This is a genomic window from Amycolatopsis sp. A1MSW2902 (assembly GCF_017312175.1).
Lineage (GTDB): Bacteria > Actinomycetota > Actinomycetes > Mycobacteriales > Pseudonocardiaceae > Amycolatopsis > Amycolatopsis nivea.
In genome coordinates this window covers 1,542,294-1,558,164 of record NZ_QJPO01000001.1, presented here as the reverse complement: position 1 = coordinate 1,558,164, position 15,871 = coordinate 1,542,294, and the positions used below count along the sequence as shown (strand labels likewise).

Annotated in this window: 15 protein-coding genes and 2 tRNA genes; 9 read left to right on the top strand and 8 right to left on the bottom strand. The window is 67.9% G+C overall.

Going from position 1 to position 15,871, the window contains the following annotated elements:
* The first annotated feature begins 152 nt into the window (after nt 1–152).
* Genes DMP23_RS07245 through DMP23_RS07230 form a run of 4 tightly spaced genes read left to right on the top strand, consistent with a single transcriptional unit; the run spans nt 153 to nt 2,882 of the window.
* Complete coding sequence (locus DMP23_RS07245; RefSeq protein WP_037817925.1) at nt 153–737, top strand: TetR/AcrR family transcriptional regulator; 585 nt, start codon at nt 153–155, stop codon at nt 735–737.
* Nucleotides 734–1,933, top strand: coding sequence for an FAD-dependent monooxygenase (locus DMP23_RS07240; RefSeq protein ID WP_337820534.1), 1,200 nt, complete (start codon nt 734–736; stop codon nt 1,931–1,933). The genes DMP23_RS07245 and DMP23_RS07240 overlap by 4 nt, the downstream gene beginning before the upstream one ends.
* On the top strand, nt 1,930–2,427 hold the full coding sequence (locus tag DMP23_RS07235; protein WP_235146654.1) for a nitroreductase family deazaflavin-dependent oxidoreductase: 498 nt from the start codon (nt 1,930–1,932) through the stop codon (nt 2,425–2,427). Before DMP23_RS07240 ends, DMP23_RS07235 begins: the two co-directional genes overlap by 4 nt.
* Nucleotides 2,427–2,882, top strand: coding sequence for an NUDIX hydrolase (locus DMP23_RS07230; protein ID WP_337820533.1), 456 nt, complete (start codon nt 2,427–2,429; stop codon nt 2,880–2,882). Before DMP23_RS07235 ends, DMP23_RS07230 begins: the two co-directional genes overlap by 1 nt.
* Before the next feature lie 112 nt (nt 2,883–2,994).
* Here the strand turns inward: DMP23_RS07230 and DMP23_RS07225 are convergent, their stop codons facing one another.
* Nucleotides 2,995–3,552 (bottom strand): GlcG/HbpS family heme-binding protein, encoded by a 558-nt coding sequence (locus tag DMP23_RS07225; RefSeq protein ID WP_337820532.1) that lies wholly within the window; start codon nt 3,550–3,552, stop codon nt 2,995–2,997.
* A 185-nt stretch (nt 3,553–3,737) separates the two neighbouring features.
* Between DMP23_RS07225 and DMP23_RS07220 the strand changes: the two genes are divergently transcribed.
* The 3 genes from DMP23_RS07220 to DMP23_RS07210 all read left to right on the top strand — a co-directional run bounded on the left by DMP23_RS07220 (nt 3,738) and on the right by DMP23_RS07210 (nt 8,221).
* Nucleotides 3,738–4,856, top strand: a complete 1,119-nt coding sequence (locus tag DMP23_RS07220; protein WP_337820531.1) for a sensor histidine kinase — start codon at nt 3,738–3,740, stop codon at nt 4,854–4,856.
* Entirely contained in the window at nt 4,849–5,484 is a 636-nt protein-coding gene (locus DMP23_RS07215) for a response regulator (RefSeq protein ID WP_043829723.1), read from the top strand. The genes DMP23_RS07220 and DMP23_RS07215 overlap by 8 nt, the downstream gene beginning before the upstream one ends.
* 547 nt (nt 5,485–6,031) lie before the next feature.
* Nucleotides 6,032–8,221, top strand: a complete 2,190-nt coding sequence (locus DMP23_RS07210; protein WP_337820530.1) for a hypothetical protein — start codon at nt 6,032–6,034, stop codon at nt 8,219–8,221.
* On the opposite strand, the gene DMP23_RS07205 is transcribed toward DMP23_RS07210, so the two are convergent.
* The 4 genes from DMP23_RS07205 to DMP23_RS07190 all read right to left on the bottom strand — a co-directional run bounded on the left by DMP23_RS07205 (nt 8,196) and on the right by DMP23_RS07190 (nt 12,129).
* Complete coding sequence (locus DMP23_RS07205; RefSeq protein WP_337820529.1) at nt 8,196–9,776, bottom strand: hypothetical protein; 1,581 nt, start codon at nt 9,774–9,776, stop codon at nt 8,196–8,198. The genes DMP23_RS07210 and DMP23_RS07205 overlap by 26 nt on opposite strands.
* 153 nt (nt 9,777–9,929) lie before the next feature.
* Entirely contained in the window at nt 9,930–10,808 is an 879-nt protein-coding gene (locus DMP23_RS07200) for an SAM-dependent methyltransferase (RefSeq protein ID WP_337820528.1), read from the bottom strand.
* A 30-nt stretch (nt 10,809–10,838) separates the two neighbouring features.
* Nucleotides 10,839–11,741: a helix-turn-helix domain-containing protein gene (locus tag DMP23_RS07195; RefSeq protein WP_037817938.1), complete on the bottom strand. Its 903-nt coding sequence runs from the start codon at nt 11,739–11,741 to the stop codon at nt 10,839–10,841.
* A 157-nt stretch (nt 11,742–11,898) separates the two neighbouring features.
* Nucleotides 11,899–12,129, bottom strand: coding sequence for a DUF397 domain-containing protein (locus tag DMP23_RS07190; RefSeq protein ID WP_009081852.1), 231 nt, complete (start codon nt 12,127–12,129; stop codon nt 11,899–11,901).
* Nucleotides 12,130–13,067: 938 nt separating this feature from the next.
* On the opposite strand from DMP23_RS07190, the gene DMP23_RS07185 reads away from it, so the two are divergent.
* Nucleotides 13,068–13,481, top strand: coding sequence for a hypothetical protein (locus DMP23_RS07185; protein WP_337820527.1), 414 nt, complete (start codon nt 13,068–13,070; stop codon nt 13,479–13,481).
* On the top strand, nt 13,457–14,524 hold the full coding sequence (locus DMP23_RS07180) for an integrase core domain-containing protein (RefSeq protein ID WP_337820526.1): 1,068 nt from the start codon (nt 13,457–13,459) through the stop codon (nt 14,522–14,524). The genes DMP23_RS07185 and DMP23_RS07180 overlap by 25 nt, the downstream gene beginning before the upstream one ends.
* 150 nt (nt 14,525–14,674) lie before the next feature.
* On the opposite strand, the gene DMP23_RS07175 is transcribed toward DMP23_RS07180, so the two are convergent.
* The 3 genes from DMP23_RS07175 to orn form a co-directional block, all read right to left on the bottom strand.
* Nucleotides 14,675–14,747, bottom strand: a tRNA-Lys gene (locus DMP23_RS07175).
* Nucleotides 14,748–15,030: 283 nt separating this feature from the next.
* Nucleotides 15,031–15,103, bottom strand: a tRNA-His gene (locus tag DMP23_RS07170).
* Between the two features lie 74 nt (nt 15,104–15,177).
* Nucleotides 15,178–15,786: an oligoribonuclease gene (gene orn / locus DMP23_RS07165; RefSeq protein ID WP_037817745.1), complete on the bottom strand. Its 609-nt coding sequence runs from the start codon at nt 15,784–15,786 to the stop codon at nt 15,178–15,180.
* Nucleotides 15,787–15,871: the final 85 nt, after the last annotated feature.

Here is a 15,871-nt window from a genome sequence, read left to right as displayed (position 1 = left end):
GACCGATCGGACAGCGCCGCCGTCTCCCGCCTTCAGGTGAGTTGTGGGTCACCTCGCTTTCCCGTCGCGGGAGACCGCGCTACGATCAGGGCAGTCGTACAGGACGATCGCCCTGAACGACTGCCCAGGACGATCGACCAGGAGAAATGCGGATGACTTCACCGGCAGCGGCACGGGGGCGGGACGTGCGGCAGCGGTTGCTGGCGGCGGCGACGGAGCTGGTGCCCGAACGCGGCTGGGCAGCGGTGAGCACCCGCGTGCTGGCGGATCGGGCGGGGGTGACGCCGAGCGTGGTGCACTACCACTTCCCGTCGCTGCAGGCGTTGCTGCGCGAGGCGGTCCTGGACGCGATGCGCGAGGTGCTGGAGAGCGTCGGACCGGCGCTGGCCGCGACGCAGAACCCGGCTGACCTGGTGTCCGCGCTGTTCGGGTCGGTCGAGCCGTACAGCGGGGTGGACCCGCTGTCGGTGCTGTTCATCGAGGCGTATCTGGCGGCGCGGCGCGACGACGAACTGCGGGACCAGATCGGGGGACTGCTCCTGGCGTTCCGCGCGCAGGTCAGCAGCTGGCTGGCCGAACGCGGCGTCCCCGATCCGGAGGCGACCACGGAGGTGCTGGTGGCGACCGTCGACGGCTTGCTGCTGCACCGCGGGCTCGCCCCCGGCGGAGACCCGGCGGCGGTCACCGCCGTCCTGCGCGGGCTGGTCACGCAACCTCAGGGAGGGGAAATGCGATGAGAATCCTGGTCTGCGGCGCCGGCATCACCGGGCTGGCCGCGGCGAACCGGCTGTCGGAGCTGGGCAACGAGGTCACGCTGGTGGAGCGGGCGCCCGGGCCGCGTCCGCAGGGCTACATGATCGACTTCTTCGGTCCCGGCTACGACGCGGCCGAAGCGATGGGAGCGTTGCCCGCCATCAAGGAGGCGGCGTATCCGATTTCCGAAGCGATTCTCCTTGACGCACAAGGAAAGCGCCGGTCCGATATTCAATTCGGCCAGTTCTCGCGCACCGTCGGCGGCCGGTTGCTGAGCGTCCTGCGGCCGGATCTGGAGCAGGCCTTGCGCACGTCGCTGCCCGCAGCGGTCGAGCTTCGGTACGACAGCGGGGTGGTCGCTGTCGAGGACGACGGCGACCGGGTCGCCGCGACGCTCTCGGATGGTTCCGTGCTCGAAGCCGACCTGCTGGTGGGCGCTGACGGGATCCATTCGACGGTCCGGCGGCTGGTGTTCGGCGAGGAATCGCGGTTCCTGCGCTACCTCGGCTTTCACACCGCGGCGTTCCTGTTCAAGTCCCCCGAGATCCACGCGGTGGCAAACGGACGGTTCTGCCTCACCGACACGGTCGGCAGGCAGATGGGTTTCTACGGCTTGCGCGAGGGAACGGTCGCCGCCTTCGCGGTCCACCGCACGCCCGATCCCGGCCTGCCCGGCGACGTCCGGGAGTCGCTGCTGGACACCTACGGCTCGCTGGGCTGGATGGTGCCGGAAGCGTTGCGGCACTGCCCGCCGTCCGGGGAAATCTATTACGACCAGGTCGCCCAGATTGAGATGCCAACGTGGCGCAAGGGCCGCGTCACGCTGGTCGGGGACGCGGCGTACGCGGTGTCGCTGCTGGCCGGACAGGGTGCGTCGCTCGGGATCGCGGGCGCGTACGTGCTGGCCGATCAGCTGCACCGGGCGTCGTCGATCGCCGAAGGGCTGGCGGAATACGAGCGGCTGTGGCGTCCCGTCGCGGCCGGCAAACAGCAATTGGCCCGCAACGGCGCACGATGGTTCCTCCCGGACAGCAAACCGCAGCTCTACCTGCGTCGGCTCGCGCTCAAACTGGCCCGGTTGCCGGGAATTGACCGAGTCGTGGCCGGGAGTTTGACCGGGAAGTCCACCGCGCTCATCACGAACCTGCACCATTCGGCAAGGGAAGGAGTCCGACCGTGAAACCGATCGCGCGCACGGTCTTCAAGGCGCCGGCGAAGCTGTACGACCGCGACCTGGGATGGTTGCTGGGCAAGCGGTTCCTGTGCCTGACGCACGTCGGCCGCAAGTCCGGCCGCGAGTACCGGACGGTCCTGGAGGTGATCGGCCTCCGTCCCCGATCCGACGAGGTGCTGGCCATCGCGGGATTGGGCCCGTCCTCGGACTGGTACCGCAACATCCAGGCGGCCCCCGCGGCGGAGGTCGCGATCGGCCGCCGGAAGTTCGTCCCCGCGTACCGTGTCCTCGACGAAGCCGAAGCCGCCGACGCGATCGCCGACTACGAACGCCGAAACCTGCTGCTGCGCCCGGTTTTGCACCCCGTGCTGAGCAAACTGCTGGGCTGGCGCTACGACGGCTCCGACGCGGCGCGGCACCGGATGGTCCGGCAATTGCCGATCGTCGCCTTCCGTCCCCGCGACGGAGCCGAACCCGACCGAGAAGGTACTGACCGCTGATGAACTACATCGCCGAACTGCGCGCACTAGTCGGCACCCGGCCGCTGATCCTGCCCGGCACGTCCGTGCTGATCGCCGACGAGCGCGGCAGGCTGCTGCTGGTGTTCCGCGAGGAAAGCCAGGACTGGGGGCTGCCCGGCGGATTCCTCGACCCCGGCGAGTCCTACGAGGACGCGGGCCGCCGCGAGGTGCGCGAGGAAATCGGCCTGGCGGTGCGGGACCTCGAACTGTTCGGCGTCTACTCCGGGCCGGAGTACTTCTACCGGTACCCGCACGGCGACGAGGTCCACAACGTCACCGCCGCGTTCACCGCGACCGTCGAGAACACCGAGGTCACTGTGGACGGCACGGAGATCACCGGCTACGAGTTCTTCGAGCTGGACCGGCTTCCGGACGACATCATCGCGCCGGAAAGGCCGATCGTCGAGGATTACGTGAAGCGGTTCGGCGGCTGATCTGGCCTGGTCGGTGGGGGCGCATCGTGCTCAGCGGACCCGGTTGACCGCCGGGCCCGGTGGGCCTCGCCGCAGCCGACGAGGCCCACCGGATCAATGCCGGGCTCGCCGCTTACTTGCCGAGGGCGTCCACCCCGGCCTGGGCGAAGGTCTCGTCCTGCGCACCCGACGGCGCGCCCGCGACGCCGACCGCCGCGATCGGGGCGTTGTTCGCGTCCACCGGGACCGCTCCGGCGAGGAACAGGGTGCCCTTGATGTCCTTCAGCGTCGGGGCCTGCTGCAGCCGGCCGGTCAGTTCCGAGGTCTTGGCGTTCCACGCGACCGCGGTGAACGCCTTCTCCTCCGCCGACGAGTACGACTGCGGGCCGGCGCCGTCGCCGCGCAGGGTCACGATGGTGTTGCCGTCGCGGTCGACCACCGCGACCGACACCTTCTGGCCCGCCTTCTCGGCGGCGTCGAGCGCGGCCTGCGCGGCCTTCTGCGCGGCGGCGATCGACAGGTGCGTGGTCTGGACCAGCCCCTTCGGCGCGGCCTGGGCGGGAGCGGCGTTCGCAACCGGGGCGGCCGGGGTGGCGGCGTTGGCGGCCAGCGCGCCGGTCGTGGCGGCTCCGATCACGGCGAGTCCGCCGACGACGGTGGCGACGCGGGTCTTGGCGGTGAAGTTCTTCATCGGGTGCTCCTTGGCTTGTCCGGCTTGATGGATTCATCGTGCGTCCGGGACCGCCTTCACCGGATCGGAGTCTCGGCTCGCCTCGCGGCGCGGAACGGCCGACACTCGGGTCATCCGATCGGATGATGCCGACCGGGTTGGCACAGGTCAGGCTCGATGCCGGACCGGAAAAACGGAGGGCGGCGATGACCGATCGGGACGCGCGGTGGCTCGCCGCGACCATGCACACGGCGTTCTTCCTGCTGCTGGTCGCGTCGATCGTGCGCTTCCTCGACCACCACCACGGCGAACCGGCCGCGCCCTGGGTGATCGCGCTGACCGGTTGCCTGGCGGCGGTCTACGCGGTCGGCCTGGTGCTGCGGGTCACCGGGCCCGAGCAGGTCACCGTGCCGTATCTGGGCTGGCTGGCCGTCGTGACCGTGCTGTGGGTGGTGCTGGTGCTGCTCGCGCCGAGTTTCGCGTGGTGCGCGGTCCCGCTGTTCGTCACCGGCCTGCGCACGCTGCCGACCGGACCGGCGTTAGTGCTGGTCACGCTGGTAACGGCGCTCGTGGTGATCTCGCAGAACCGGCTCTCGACCGGCTTCGACCCGAACCTGACAATCGTGCCGGTGGCCGTCGCCGCGGTGACCGCCGCGGTGATCACGTACCTGCGGCGGCAGGCGGTGCGGTTGCGGGAAACCGAGCGCCGCGCGGGGATGCTGGACGAACGCCAACGGCTGTCGCGCGAGATCCACGACGCGCTCGCGCAAGGTCTGTCCAGTCAGGCGATGCTGCTGCAGGCGGCCGACCGCGCGTGGGCCGATCCGGACCTGGCGCGCGAGCATTTGCATGCGGCACAACAGATCGGCACGCGAAACCTGGCCGAAGCCCGCGGTCTCGTCCAGGACCTGGCTCCCGCCGACCTCGATGGGCACTCGGTCGAGGAAGCCCTCCGGAACGTCGCCGAACGCGAACCGCAGCCGGTCCGCGTCCAGGTCGACGGGCCCGCCCGGCCGCTGCCCAGCCGGGTGCAGTCCACTTTGGTGCGGATCGCGCAGGGCGCGCTGGCCAACGCCCGCGAACACGCCGACGCGTCGGGAGTGGCGCTCACTCTCACCTACCTAGACGATGAGGTCGTGCTGGACATCACCGACGACGGCCGCGGTTTCGACCCGTCCGCCCCGAGCGCCGACGGCCGCGGTCATGGCCTGCCCGCCATGCGCGCGCGGGCGACGCAGCTCGGCGGCCGGTTGACTGTCGAATCCGCGCCCGGGCAGGGCACCGCCATCTCGGCCGCGATTCCGTTGGGACCAAGCCATGTCTGACGACCAGCTCATCCGCGTCGTGCTGTGCGACGACCACGCCATGGTCCGCGCCGGGCTCCGTGCGTTGCTGGCCGGCGCGGGCGGGATCGAGGTCATCGGCGAGGCCGCGACTGGGCAGGAGGCGATCAATCTCGCTGCCGCGTTGCGGCCGGATGTCGTGTTGATGGATTTGCAGCTGGGTGACGGAATGGACGGGGTGGAGGCTATTCGGCGGATTCGCGCTGTTGCTGAGCCGCCTCGGGTTTTGGTGTTGACTACTTATGACACTGACGCTGATATTACTCGGTCTATTGCGGCTGGGGCTACGGGGTATTTGCTGAAGGCTGAGTCGGCGGATGAGCTGTATGCGGCGATTCGGGCGGCTGCGGCTGGGCGGACTGCGTTGTCGGCGCCGGTGGCGGACCGGATGATGGCGCAGTTGCGGGCGCCTCGGCCTGCGTTGACTGATCGGGAGCGGGATATTCTCGAACAGTTGGCGCAGGGGGTGGGGAATCGGGAGATCGCTCGGCGGTTGTTTATCAGCGAGGCTACGGTTAAGACGCATTTGGGGCGGATTTATGAGAAGTTGGGGGTGGATACTCGGGCTGGGGCTGTTGCTGTGGCTAAGGAGCAGCGGTTGCTTTCTTGATAACCGTGGTTGCGTGGGGCACCCCGAAGCCCGATTGTGCTGACGGGAGGCGGGTGCTTGTCAAGGCGGGAAAGATGCCTTGACAAGCACCCGCCGCCCGCAGGGAGGCTTCGTATCGGGGTGCGGGGGAGGGGCTGGGTGCCTCGATGGTTGGGTGCATCGGCTGCGGGGACGGGCTGGGGGCCTCTATCGCGGGTGCATCGGCTGCGGTTTGGGTGGTGGCTAGCGCCCCAATGTGGCATTGGGTGCGTCGGATGCACCCAATGTGGCGTTCGGTGCGTGGGATGCACCCAATGCCGCATTGGGGCGGCAATCCCGATGGCGAGCCGGGCGGGGGTGGTCCGTGAAGGGCTCCTTGAGGGAATCTAAGTCCGTGAAGGAGCCCTTCACGGCGCGCGGGGAGGTGCGTGAGGGGAACCCTGAGGGAATCAGAGTCAATGAGGGTGGCCCTCACGTACCTGCGGGCTCGGGGAGTGTGACGTGGGGTGACGTGCACACCGCGCACTGCTAGCGTGGTTTCGCGCGTACCAGGAACTAGGGGTGGGGCTTGATCGACGCGGTTGCGGTGTTTTCCAGTGAGGCGGCAAAACTGCTGGCCACCGCCTTGGTCGGGCGGGTCGACAAGGGGCTGGGGCAGCTGGCGGGCATCGCCAGGGCCAAGTTCGGGGCGAAGTTCGGGTCCGGGCCGGTTTCTGTGGCGGAGCTTCGCGGGCAGGTGCTGGCTGCTTGTCAGGACGATCCTGGGTTTTGCGCGGAGCTGATGGAAGCCGTCGCGGTGTTGAATGCTGCGGGGCAGCGGCCGCCCGTCGTTGAGGGTGTTGAGCGGTTTTTCAATCATGCCGAGCATCTTCGGGAGCCGCGCGAATCCGGGGTTTGTCTTATTTACGGGGCGGTCGGGTCCGGGAAGACCGAGCTTGCCCGGCAGATCGCGGGGCTCGTGCGGGATCGGTTCCCTGGCGGCTGGATCGAGATCGACGTCGCGGAATCGCGTACTGGCGCGGTCGTCGATCTGGCGCTCGTCAAACGGCAGGCGCTGCTGAAGCTGGGCATTCCCGGCGGCGAGATCGCGGCCGACGACGCTGGTCTGGACCAGCAGTTCGGCTCCGTGCTGGCGACCCGGTTGTTCACCGTCATTCTCGACAACGTCGGTTCGGCGCGCGAGGTCGAGCTGTTCCGTCCGTTCCGGATGAATCTCGTGCTCGCGACCTCCTCCGCTCGCACCCGCGACCTCGACGCGCTCGATCCGGCACCGATTCTGTTGGGCGGCCTCGAGAACGAGGGTGCGCGGGAAATGCTTGCCTACTATTGCGGCGCGGTCCGGCTTGACGCGGAACCCGGCGCGACCGACGCGCTGCTGGAGATGTCCGGCCGGATGCCGTCCGCGATTCGTGAAGTGGGCTTGAGCCTTGCGCGGCACAGTGGCGAGCCGTATCCGGTCAGCGGGCTGCTCGCGCGCTACCAGGCGAACGGGATCGTGGACGCTGAGGGCGTCATCAACGACTCGCTGGAACAGGCTTTCGCGAGGCTCGCACCGGAAACGGCCGAGGCGGTCGCGTTGTTGTCCGGGTTTCCCGGGCACTGGTTTACCCGGGAAACCGCGGTCGCCTATCTCGGGATGCCGGACGAAGTCTTCGAGGATGTTCGCAGTGCGATGCTGACTGAGCAGGTCGGCGGCTGGCATCGGCTCACCGCGCTGGTATCTCAGTACGCGGCGAAGCTTCCCGCGGATCGCGACACGGCGTTTCTCCGGCTGTTGAGCCATGTCCGGGATCGAACGGTCGCCGCGGATCTCGCGGGGGATGCTGGGCGGTTGCGCGAATACGTCGTTCCGCCCGGTCTGTCCTGGACGCTTCCCGAGGACCGGCTCGACTGGCTGCACCGGCATCTGGGGCTCATCACCGAGGTGGTGCGCGCCGCGGCCCGGCGGGGGAAGCACGTGGAGGTGTGCCAGCTCGCCGGTGCGCTGGAAGTGCTGATCACCCGGCGCTGGCTGTGGCGCGAGTACGCCGAGGTTAGCGACCTCGCGGTGCGCGCGGCGGCAGCCTTGGCCGGTGGCGAGCCGCAGGCGCTTTACGCGCGGACCTTGTCCATGCGGGCCAAAACCTGGTTCCTGGCAAGGGCTTTCGACACCGCAGACGCCGATCTTCGTCTGGCGTGGGAGCTGGCTGAGGCCGTCAACATCCGTCCGGCGCGGCGGGAGCGGCTGCAGTCATCGGTGGCTGAGTTCCGGGCGCGGTTCTTCGAGGAACAGGCCGACGCGCGCCCGGCGGAGCGTGCCGGTTTGCTCGCTGAAGCCGAGGTCTGGCTCCGGAAGGCCATCGTGCTCGACCAGCATCTCGAACACGGCTACGCGCTCGGAATTCACCATCGGATGCTCGCTTCGGTCCTGATCAAGGCCGGACGCCCGGCGGAAGCGATGGCCGAGATCGAGCGCGGCCGTCAGCACGCCACCGGTGCCAACCTCAGCCGGCTGGACATGGTGGCTGCGCGGGCGTTCCTCGCGCTGGGCGACCTGGTGCGCGCACGGGAGTGCTGGAGCCGTGCCCGCGCGGAGCTGAAATCCACTGGCGCGGACCAATACCAGTGGGAAGTCCGGGAAATCGAGGCGCGCATCCTTGCCGCGGAAGGCCAGCCGGAGGCTGCGCGGACGGCGTGGGGACAGTTGATCGGCGACGCCTGGAAGCTCGGTCATCCCCGGACGAACGAGTACATCACCGAATTCGAATCGCTACGTTGACCCGGTTTCGGCCGAAATCCAGCTCGGTCCGTCCTAAGTAGAGCATCGATACCGCCGCCAGCGGGTCGACCTGGCGGGAGTCCGGGACCAGTTCGTAACGGCGGCCGCTGCGATCCGCGGCGAGACAACGGTCTTCGAACCGGGCGGCAGCGAATTGGGCGTCCGGCCACTGCTTGAGGACAGCGGCAGCCCAGTCGGGGAAGTCGACCTCGGTGTCGTCGGTGAACACGATTGCAGCCGCCGACAGTTCGCGCAGCGACGCGCGGGTGTGGTGCGCGATCACGTGCAGATGGTGCAGCTGCTGCGGCACTTCGGTCGCGGGCAGCCTGACGAGCACATCCGTCGACCCGTGCTCGCGGATGCCGGCGACGAACGCGACTGGTTCCGTCCGGGGCGGCGAGGTGACCGGGTAGCTGGTGAATTCCGCTGGTCCGCTCGGCTCCGGCAGTTTCATCAAGCGGTAGCACGCGGCACGCAACAGCTCAGCCGACTGTCCGGGCACCGCGACCGCTTGCTTGGCAACAGGTTCGTAGCTGCCGGGGACATGCCGGTCGATCGCGTCGTCGATCTGCGCGGCCAGCGGACCGTCGGCGGCAAGCGGGTCCGTGCGCGCGGCCAGCATCGCGGCGGGCGAGCCGGGAACCGTTGCCGGAGAAGGACTTCCGGCCATCAGCATCGGCCGGTCCAGCGCGGCGGCGTAGAGCGAGACGGAACTTTCGTCCCCGATCACGCACGAGGACGCGGTCACCGCGGCCTGCCAGCCGGTTTCGGACGGGATCACCAGCAGCCCAGCCTGTTTCGCCTCGGCGAGCCACGCGTCAAGCTGCCACGAGCTGTGCGCCGCCGCGATGCCGGGATGCAGGATCGCGCACACCGTGGTGGTGTCGACCGGCAGTTCGGCGACGAGCCGGAGCGGAAGGTCGGGACGCTGTCCGAGAACCGACGACGGACCCCAGGTGGACGCGATCGTCACGAGCCGCTTGCCCCGTCCGGCCAGCGCCGCGCGGTACTCGGCCGCCCGGTGCGCCCCGGCCACGAGCCGGTCGAGACACGGATCGCCGACGACCTCCGCGCGCTCGGCCGCCTCCGGGCTCGCCGTGCGGAGCTGGTCGCGCTGCTCGGCGTGCGCGACGGCGATCAGCGCCGGGACGACCCGGCCGTCGTGCACGAGCCGTTCCGGGTTGAGCCCGGCGACGACCGAACTGCCGGGGTAGTACTTCTGGTGGCCGATCCCGTGCGGCAGCAGGACGACCGGGGCGCGCAGCAGGTGGAGATCGTCGTTTTCGCTGGCCGCGATCGCGAGGTCGAACTCGGTCGTGATCGCCTGCTGCCACGGGACCACCGCGGCGCCCAGCTGTTCCAGCAGCCGCGGCACCCCTGCCCCGAGGATGGCCGGACGCTCGCGGTCGAAGGTGAAAACGGTCTGGACGCGGTGGTCGCTGCTGAAGAGCGTGAGCACGTCGAGCAACCGGTTGAGCGTCGTCACGGTCCGCACCACCACCAGGACCCGGCGCTCGAAACCGACGGTCAACCAGTGGTCAAACCCAGGATCCACGGGCACTCTCCGTGAAAAAAGTCCGGGGGGGGGGTAGGTATTTGCCATCAGACCGCGCACATCACCTGGCGAAACACTGGTGAAGCCTACCTGCCGCGCCCGGCCGCTCGCGGGAGTGCCCGCGACCACCGGCCGTGGTCGCGGGCACTGCGCTCACTCCTTGCGGGCCACCCCGGCGAGCAGCAGCGACTCGTTGGCCGCGTCGAGCGGGATGGTCTGGTCGTCCGGGCCGGCTTCCTCCGGATGCCACAGCGGGGTCCAGGTGACGCCGGGCTCGAGCAGGGTGAAGTCCCCGAACAGCGCGGTGATTTCGGCGCGGTCGCGGTAGATGAGGTCGGTGCCCGCGGCGGCGTAGCGCTGCTTGGCGTCTGCCAGCAGCTGCTCGCAGTGCGGCGGGACGCCCTCGTCGGTGACGTGCGACAGCGCCAGATACGACCCGGGGACGAGGAGTTCGCGGTACTCGGCGGCGACGCTGGGGCCGAGGTCCGCGGTGCTTTCGCTGCCGGGCGCGGGTGGCTGCTCGATGTGCAGGACGCAGATGAGCAGCAGAGCGATCGGCTGGTCGAGGTCGATGACGCCCGATCCGGCGAGCAGGGACCACAGCCGTCGCGGGTCGCGTAGGTCCGCGTGCAGGGCGACGTGCCGGGCCGGGTCGCCCTTTTCGCGCAGCAGGCTGGTGGAATGCGCGACAGCGACCGGTTCGCAGTCGACGTACGCGACCTTCACCTCGCCCGGCGCGATCTGCTCGGCGATTTCGTGCGCGTGCCCCATCGTGGGGACGCCGGATCCGAGGTCGACGATCTGCCGGATTCCGGCGCGCACCAGATGCCGGACCACCCGGTGCAGAAACCGGCGGTTGGCCTGGGCGATCGGGCGCACCGTCGGATAATCGCGCAGCATCCGCCCGGCGAACTGCCGGTCGATTTCCCAATTCGCGGTTCCGCCGAGGTAATAGTCGTAGACGCGCGCCACGCTGGGACGGCTGAGATCGATCCCCGGCGGCGGAAAGGACTCGTGCTCCAGGCCAGTCACCGGTTTCTCCTCGTGGTCGACGGCGCGGGATCAGCGTAGCGTCTCTCCGGCCCGGCGGGGAGAGGGCGGACGGACGCTGAGCAGATCCGCCTCGGCTTCTTCGAGCAGAATTGCCGATTCCTCCGCCGAAAGGGCGACACTCGAAAGGGATTCCCACGATTGCAGATCGGTGTCGTACGTTTCGGTGTCGTTGAGGAAAGACTGGACGCCGTTCGACGTTTCGGCAAAAGAACGGTCGAGCTTGCTGTTGACGAACTGCAAAATGGTGAAATCGGGGCCGACGTGCAACGGGCCTTTGTCGAACGGCACGAACCGGATGGTCGCCCAGGGGCGGGTGCGGGCGAGGGCGAGCAGATGCCGGACCTGGCCGAGCGCGACGTACGGATTGTCCGTGCGCGCCCGGGTCAGCCGGTGGACCGCGCTTTCGCTGAGGAGGAACTTGTACGTCCGGTCCGGGTGGTCGTCGAGCAGCTTGGCCCGCAGTTTGCGCTCGTGCACGGCGTCGGTGACGTCTGTGCGGCCGTAGGCCTGGAACTGCTCCATCATGTAGTCCTCGGTCTGCAGCATCCCGCTGATGCGCTCGCCGGTCCACTTCAGGATGATCGCGGCCTCCTGCTCGGCCTCGAACACCGGATGGAACCAGGCCGGGCTGGCCGCGAGGCGCCGCGCGTTCCACACCCGGTCGGCGCGGGCGGCCAGGTTGTAGTGCCGCATCCGCTCCGCCTCGGCGGAATCGATCTCCAGGACGTCGATCCATTTGTCGAGCAAATGCGGATGGATCCGCGTCTTGCCGCGCTCCATCTTGCTGATGTTCGGCTGCGTGTAGCCGAGGGCGTCGCCGAGTTCGCCCTGGGTCAGCCCGCGTTCGACGCGGGCGGCGACGAGAATTTTGCCCAGTTCGACAAGCTGGGCCTCGACGGAAAGCCGGCTCACGAGGCGCGAGCCGTCCGATCGGGGGAGAAAACCACACCTTTTCCGGGCACGAAATCATGATAGTCCCTCGCATTACCGACGGCCAGGACGGACGGGTTCGCCCGGTTGTCCGGGGGCGGTGCCGAATGGGGGACCGGGGCGGGCGAGCTGTGCGCGATCAGCGATCGAACTGCCCCTCGCGCAGCGCGCCGGCGAATGCGGCCCATTCCCGATTGTCGAAGACGAGGGCGGGAGAACGGCCGATCTTGGAATCCCGTACCGCGACGACGTCGGGATCGCTGAGATTGATCTCGACGCAGTCGCCGCCGTTGCCGCCGCACGCCGACGGCCGCTGCCAGGCCGCGTCGTCGAGCGAAGAACTCACGGTGTTCGGATCGTAGGAACTCATGGTTTCGTCCTTGTCAAGCCGATGACCTTCTTCGGAATATTCAAACCTCAGGATCGAGGAGGGAATAGGGCGAAGCAAGGCGCGGACTTGCACCGTGCCGAAATGGCCCGATAGGTTCACCTGTTTGGCGTCGGGACAGTTTTCTCGCGGTGATCGCGGTGATGGCGTTGTCCTTTTCCTGGCCGGGATCTGTCCAATGCCGCGGTGCTAGCGGCCGGTCGAGAGCTTTCCGGCGGGTCGTCGCCGGGGCGCCGGAAGCCGGGTGGGCACGGCATGTCAGAATATTCTGCCTAGGTGGGGCAGGTATGCATATTCCAGTCGGCAGATGCCGTGCGGTCTGCGATAAACGGAGAACGCCGCGGTGGGTTGGCTGAATGCCAATATTCTTCGTCCGTCCGGCTTTTTCGGGAAAATTACTGGTCAGAGCTCCCTGTGGCATCCGGTAGCGCTGCGGTCTTAGTTCTCGGTGATCGGTTCTCGTCGAGCACACGTTACCACTCTTGTGAGTGATGAAAAATTGTTCTCGCTGCGCTAGGAATCGCTGCCGTCTTCCGGTCCGACGAGGGTTCCGCTCGCTGCCGGGGCTTCGCGTGCAGTGCTGTGCCGTGCCTGTTAACGCAGGTCGGAGCCGGTTGGGACGGCTGCGAGACGGAGTTCGGCCGGGGAGTTCGTTGTCGCCGAAGTTACCGGCGCCGTCCGGCAGAACCGGCGGACGATATTGCGCACGGTAGTTCGTCGTGTCTCTTTGCCGTTAACCGACAGCTGGATGCCGCTGGGCGAGACGACCGTCAGTGGGTATCGAGTTCTGTGTGCACTCGTGGTCAAGATGAGAAGTATCGAACCGGGCCGCGCGCCCGGAGAGATGGATGTGGCCCCCTGCGGGAACAGGGGGCCACGGAGTTGTCTGAAACCAGCTTCTAGGCAAAGGAACAGACGCGATGACTGTACCGCCGGAGAACACCGATCCGCTAGACGACGACCACGCCGGAAGGGTGGAACGCGTCGAATTCGGGGCCGCCGTCGCCCCGGCCCGCGGCGGGAAACGGATCGCCACCCGCGACGAGATGCTCGCCGCCGCCACGAAAGTCTTCGCCCGCCGCGGCCCGGGGCGGCACCGCAAGCCGGTCGCCAGGGGCCGCTGGGTGTGCGCCGCGTCGGAAACGCTGTCGTGGCTGGCACCGGTGTTGTGGAGGTGCCTGCAACTGTCCTTCGCCGCGAGCGTGATCAGCGCGGTGGCGCTGCTGATCAGCCTGTGGGGTTCCAGAAGTCGGTTCATGGATCTGACCTGGAGTGTGCACGTTCGATGGACAGGGCATGATCGCCGGCTGTGGCGCTGCGTTTGCTCTATCTGATCTTCCTCCGGCTGCTGGGTCTGTTGGTGTTGCTCGGTCGCTCGTCGGCGTCCAAGGACGCCGAGTTGCTGGTGTTACGCCAAGAGGTCGCCGTACTGCGCCGAAGCAACCCGAAACCTCGCCTGGACTGGGCCGACCGGGCTGTGTTCGCCGCGCTGGTCCGGCTGATGCCCACGACGCTGCGAACACACCGGCTGGTCACCCCGGGAACGATCCTGCGCTGGCACCGTCGGCTGGTAGCCGCGAAGTGGACATATCCACACCGGCACGGGCGTCCACCCGTCGACGAAGCGATCGCCGGGCTGATCGAGCGGATGGCCACAGAAAACCACAGCTGGGGCTACAAGAGAATTCAGGGCGAGTTGCTCAAGGTCGGACACCAGGTCGGGGCCTCGACGATACGGCGGATCCTGAAGCGGGCGCGTATACCCCCAGCGCCGGCCCGGCACACCGACACGTCCTGGCGGCAGTTCCTGCGCACGCAGGCCTCGACGATGCTGGCCTGCGACTTCTTCCACGTCGACTGCGCGTTCACCCTGAAGCGGATCTACGTGTTCTTCGTACTGGAGGTCGGCAGCCGCTACGTCCATGTTCTCGGCACGACCACTCACCCTGACGGCGGGTGGACCACCCAGCAGATCCGCAACCTTGTGATGGATCTCGGTGATCGAGTCGGCGAGTTCCGATTTCTCGTCCGTGACCGGGCTGGGCAGTTCGCGGCCTCGTTCGATACCGTCCTGGCTGACGTAGGCATCGAGACGGTGCGGATTCCCGCGCGTTGCCCGCGGGCGAACGGCTACGCCGAGCGGTTTGTGCTCACGGCGAGAACCGAGCTCACCGACCGTATGTTGATCCTCAACGAAGGGCATCTGCAAGCCGTCCTCACCGAGTACGTCCGGCATTACAACGGTCGCCGGCCGCACCGTTCCCGCGAGCTTCGCCCACCCCGGCCGACCCACCCCGTGGCAGATCTGAACTCTCGGCGGATCAAGCGACAGCGGCTCCTCGGAGGCATGATCAACGAGTACGAACGGGCCGCGTAAATCCGCTGGTCAGCGCCGGTGAGCGACTTTTGGAACCCCACACGCCTCGGGCTCGCCAACGACCACAATGGACAGTCCAGAACCGGAAGAAAAGCTTCCAGAAAACCAAAATCCCCAGGTCGAAAACTTCTCGAACCTGGGGAGTGAGGGTGCGCCATCAGGGACTCGAACCCCGAACCCGCTGGTTAAGAGCCAGCTGCTCTGCCAATTGAGCTAATGGCGCTTGGTGCTTCCCGCCGCTGTGGTTTCCCTCGGCGACGTGGAAAAGATTAGCAGGACGTTCAGGTCCCGTTTCAGGGGGGTCCCCTTTTCGGCTCGCCGGGACAACAGCCCAGGTCAGCGGCAGTGACCCACCGTGTACCCGGGCAGCAACCACCGACGCGGCAGCGGGGCAGGCTGGAGTGGAGACCCAGTGACCTGCGCGACACCGGCACTCGCCACAGTACCCCGGAAATGACAAAACCCCGGCTTCTCCGAAAAAGATCTCGGTGAAGCCGGGGTGCGCGGGTGGCTAACGGGGCTCGAACCCGCGACCTCCTGGACCACAACCAGGTGCTCTACCAGCTGAGCTATAGCCACCATCTGGCAAAAGATCTCGCGATCACCTTGCTGGAAGCAATCCTAGCGGGTGCCCGCGAGCGCTTTTCAGGGGGTCACCCTCGGTGGCGTTCCAGCACTTCGGCGGCGGCGGCTTTGGCCTCGTCGCTCGTCGGGCCGGGCTGGGGGACGAAGGCGATCGCGCGGTAGTACTCGAGTTCGCCGACGGACTCCTTGATGTCCGCGAGCGCGCGGTGGGCCAGGCCTTTCTCCGGCTTGGCGTAGTAGATCCGCGGGTACCAGCGGCGCACGAGCTCCTTCACCGACGACACGTCGACCATCCGGTAGTGCAGGTGGTTGTCGAGTTCCGGCATGTCGCGGGCGATGAAGCCGCGGTCGGTGGCGATCGAGTTGCCGGCGAGCGGCGCGCTGGCCGGGTCCGGCACCCATTCGCGGATGTACTCCAGCACGCGTTGCTCGGCCTCGGCGAGCGTGGTCGTCGAGGCGCGGACTTCTTCGGTGAGGCCGGACTTGGCGTGCATGTCGTGGACGACCTGCGGCATGCCGTCGAGCTTGGCGTCGTCGGCGTGGATGACGATGTCGACGCCCTCGCCCAGCACGTTCAGGTCGGCGTCGGTCACCAGCGCGGCTATTTCGATCAACGCGTCCTTGCCGAGGTCGAGCCCCGTCATCTCGCAGTCGATCCAGACAAGATGGTCGTTCACCCGCACCACCCTAACCCGACACGGGGATATCAGCGGCGTCACCTGGGCTTCCGGCGCGTTACGCTCGGTCAGCCAGTGCAGCGAG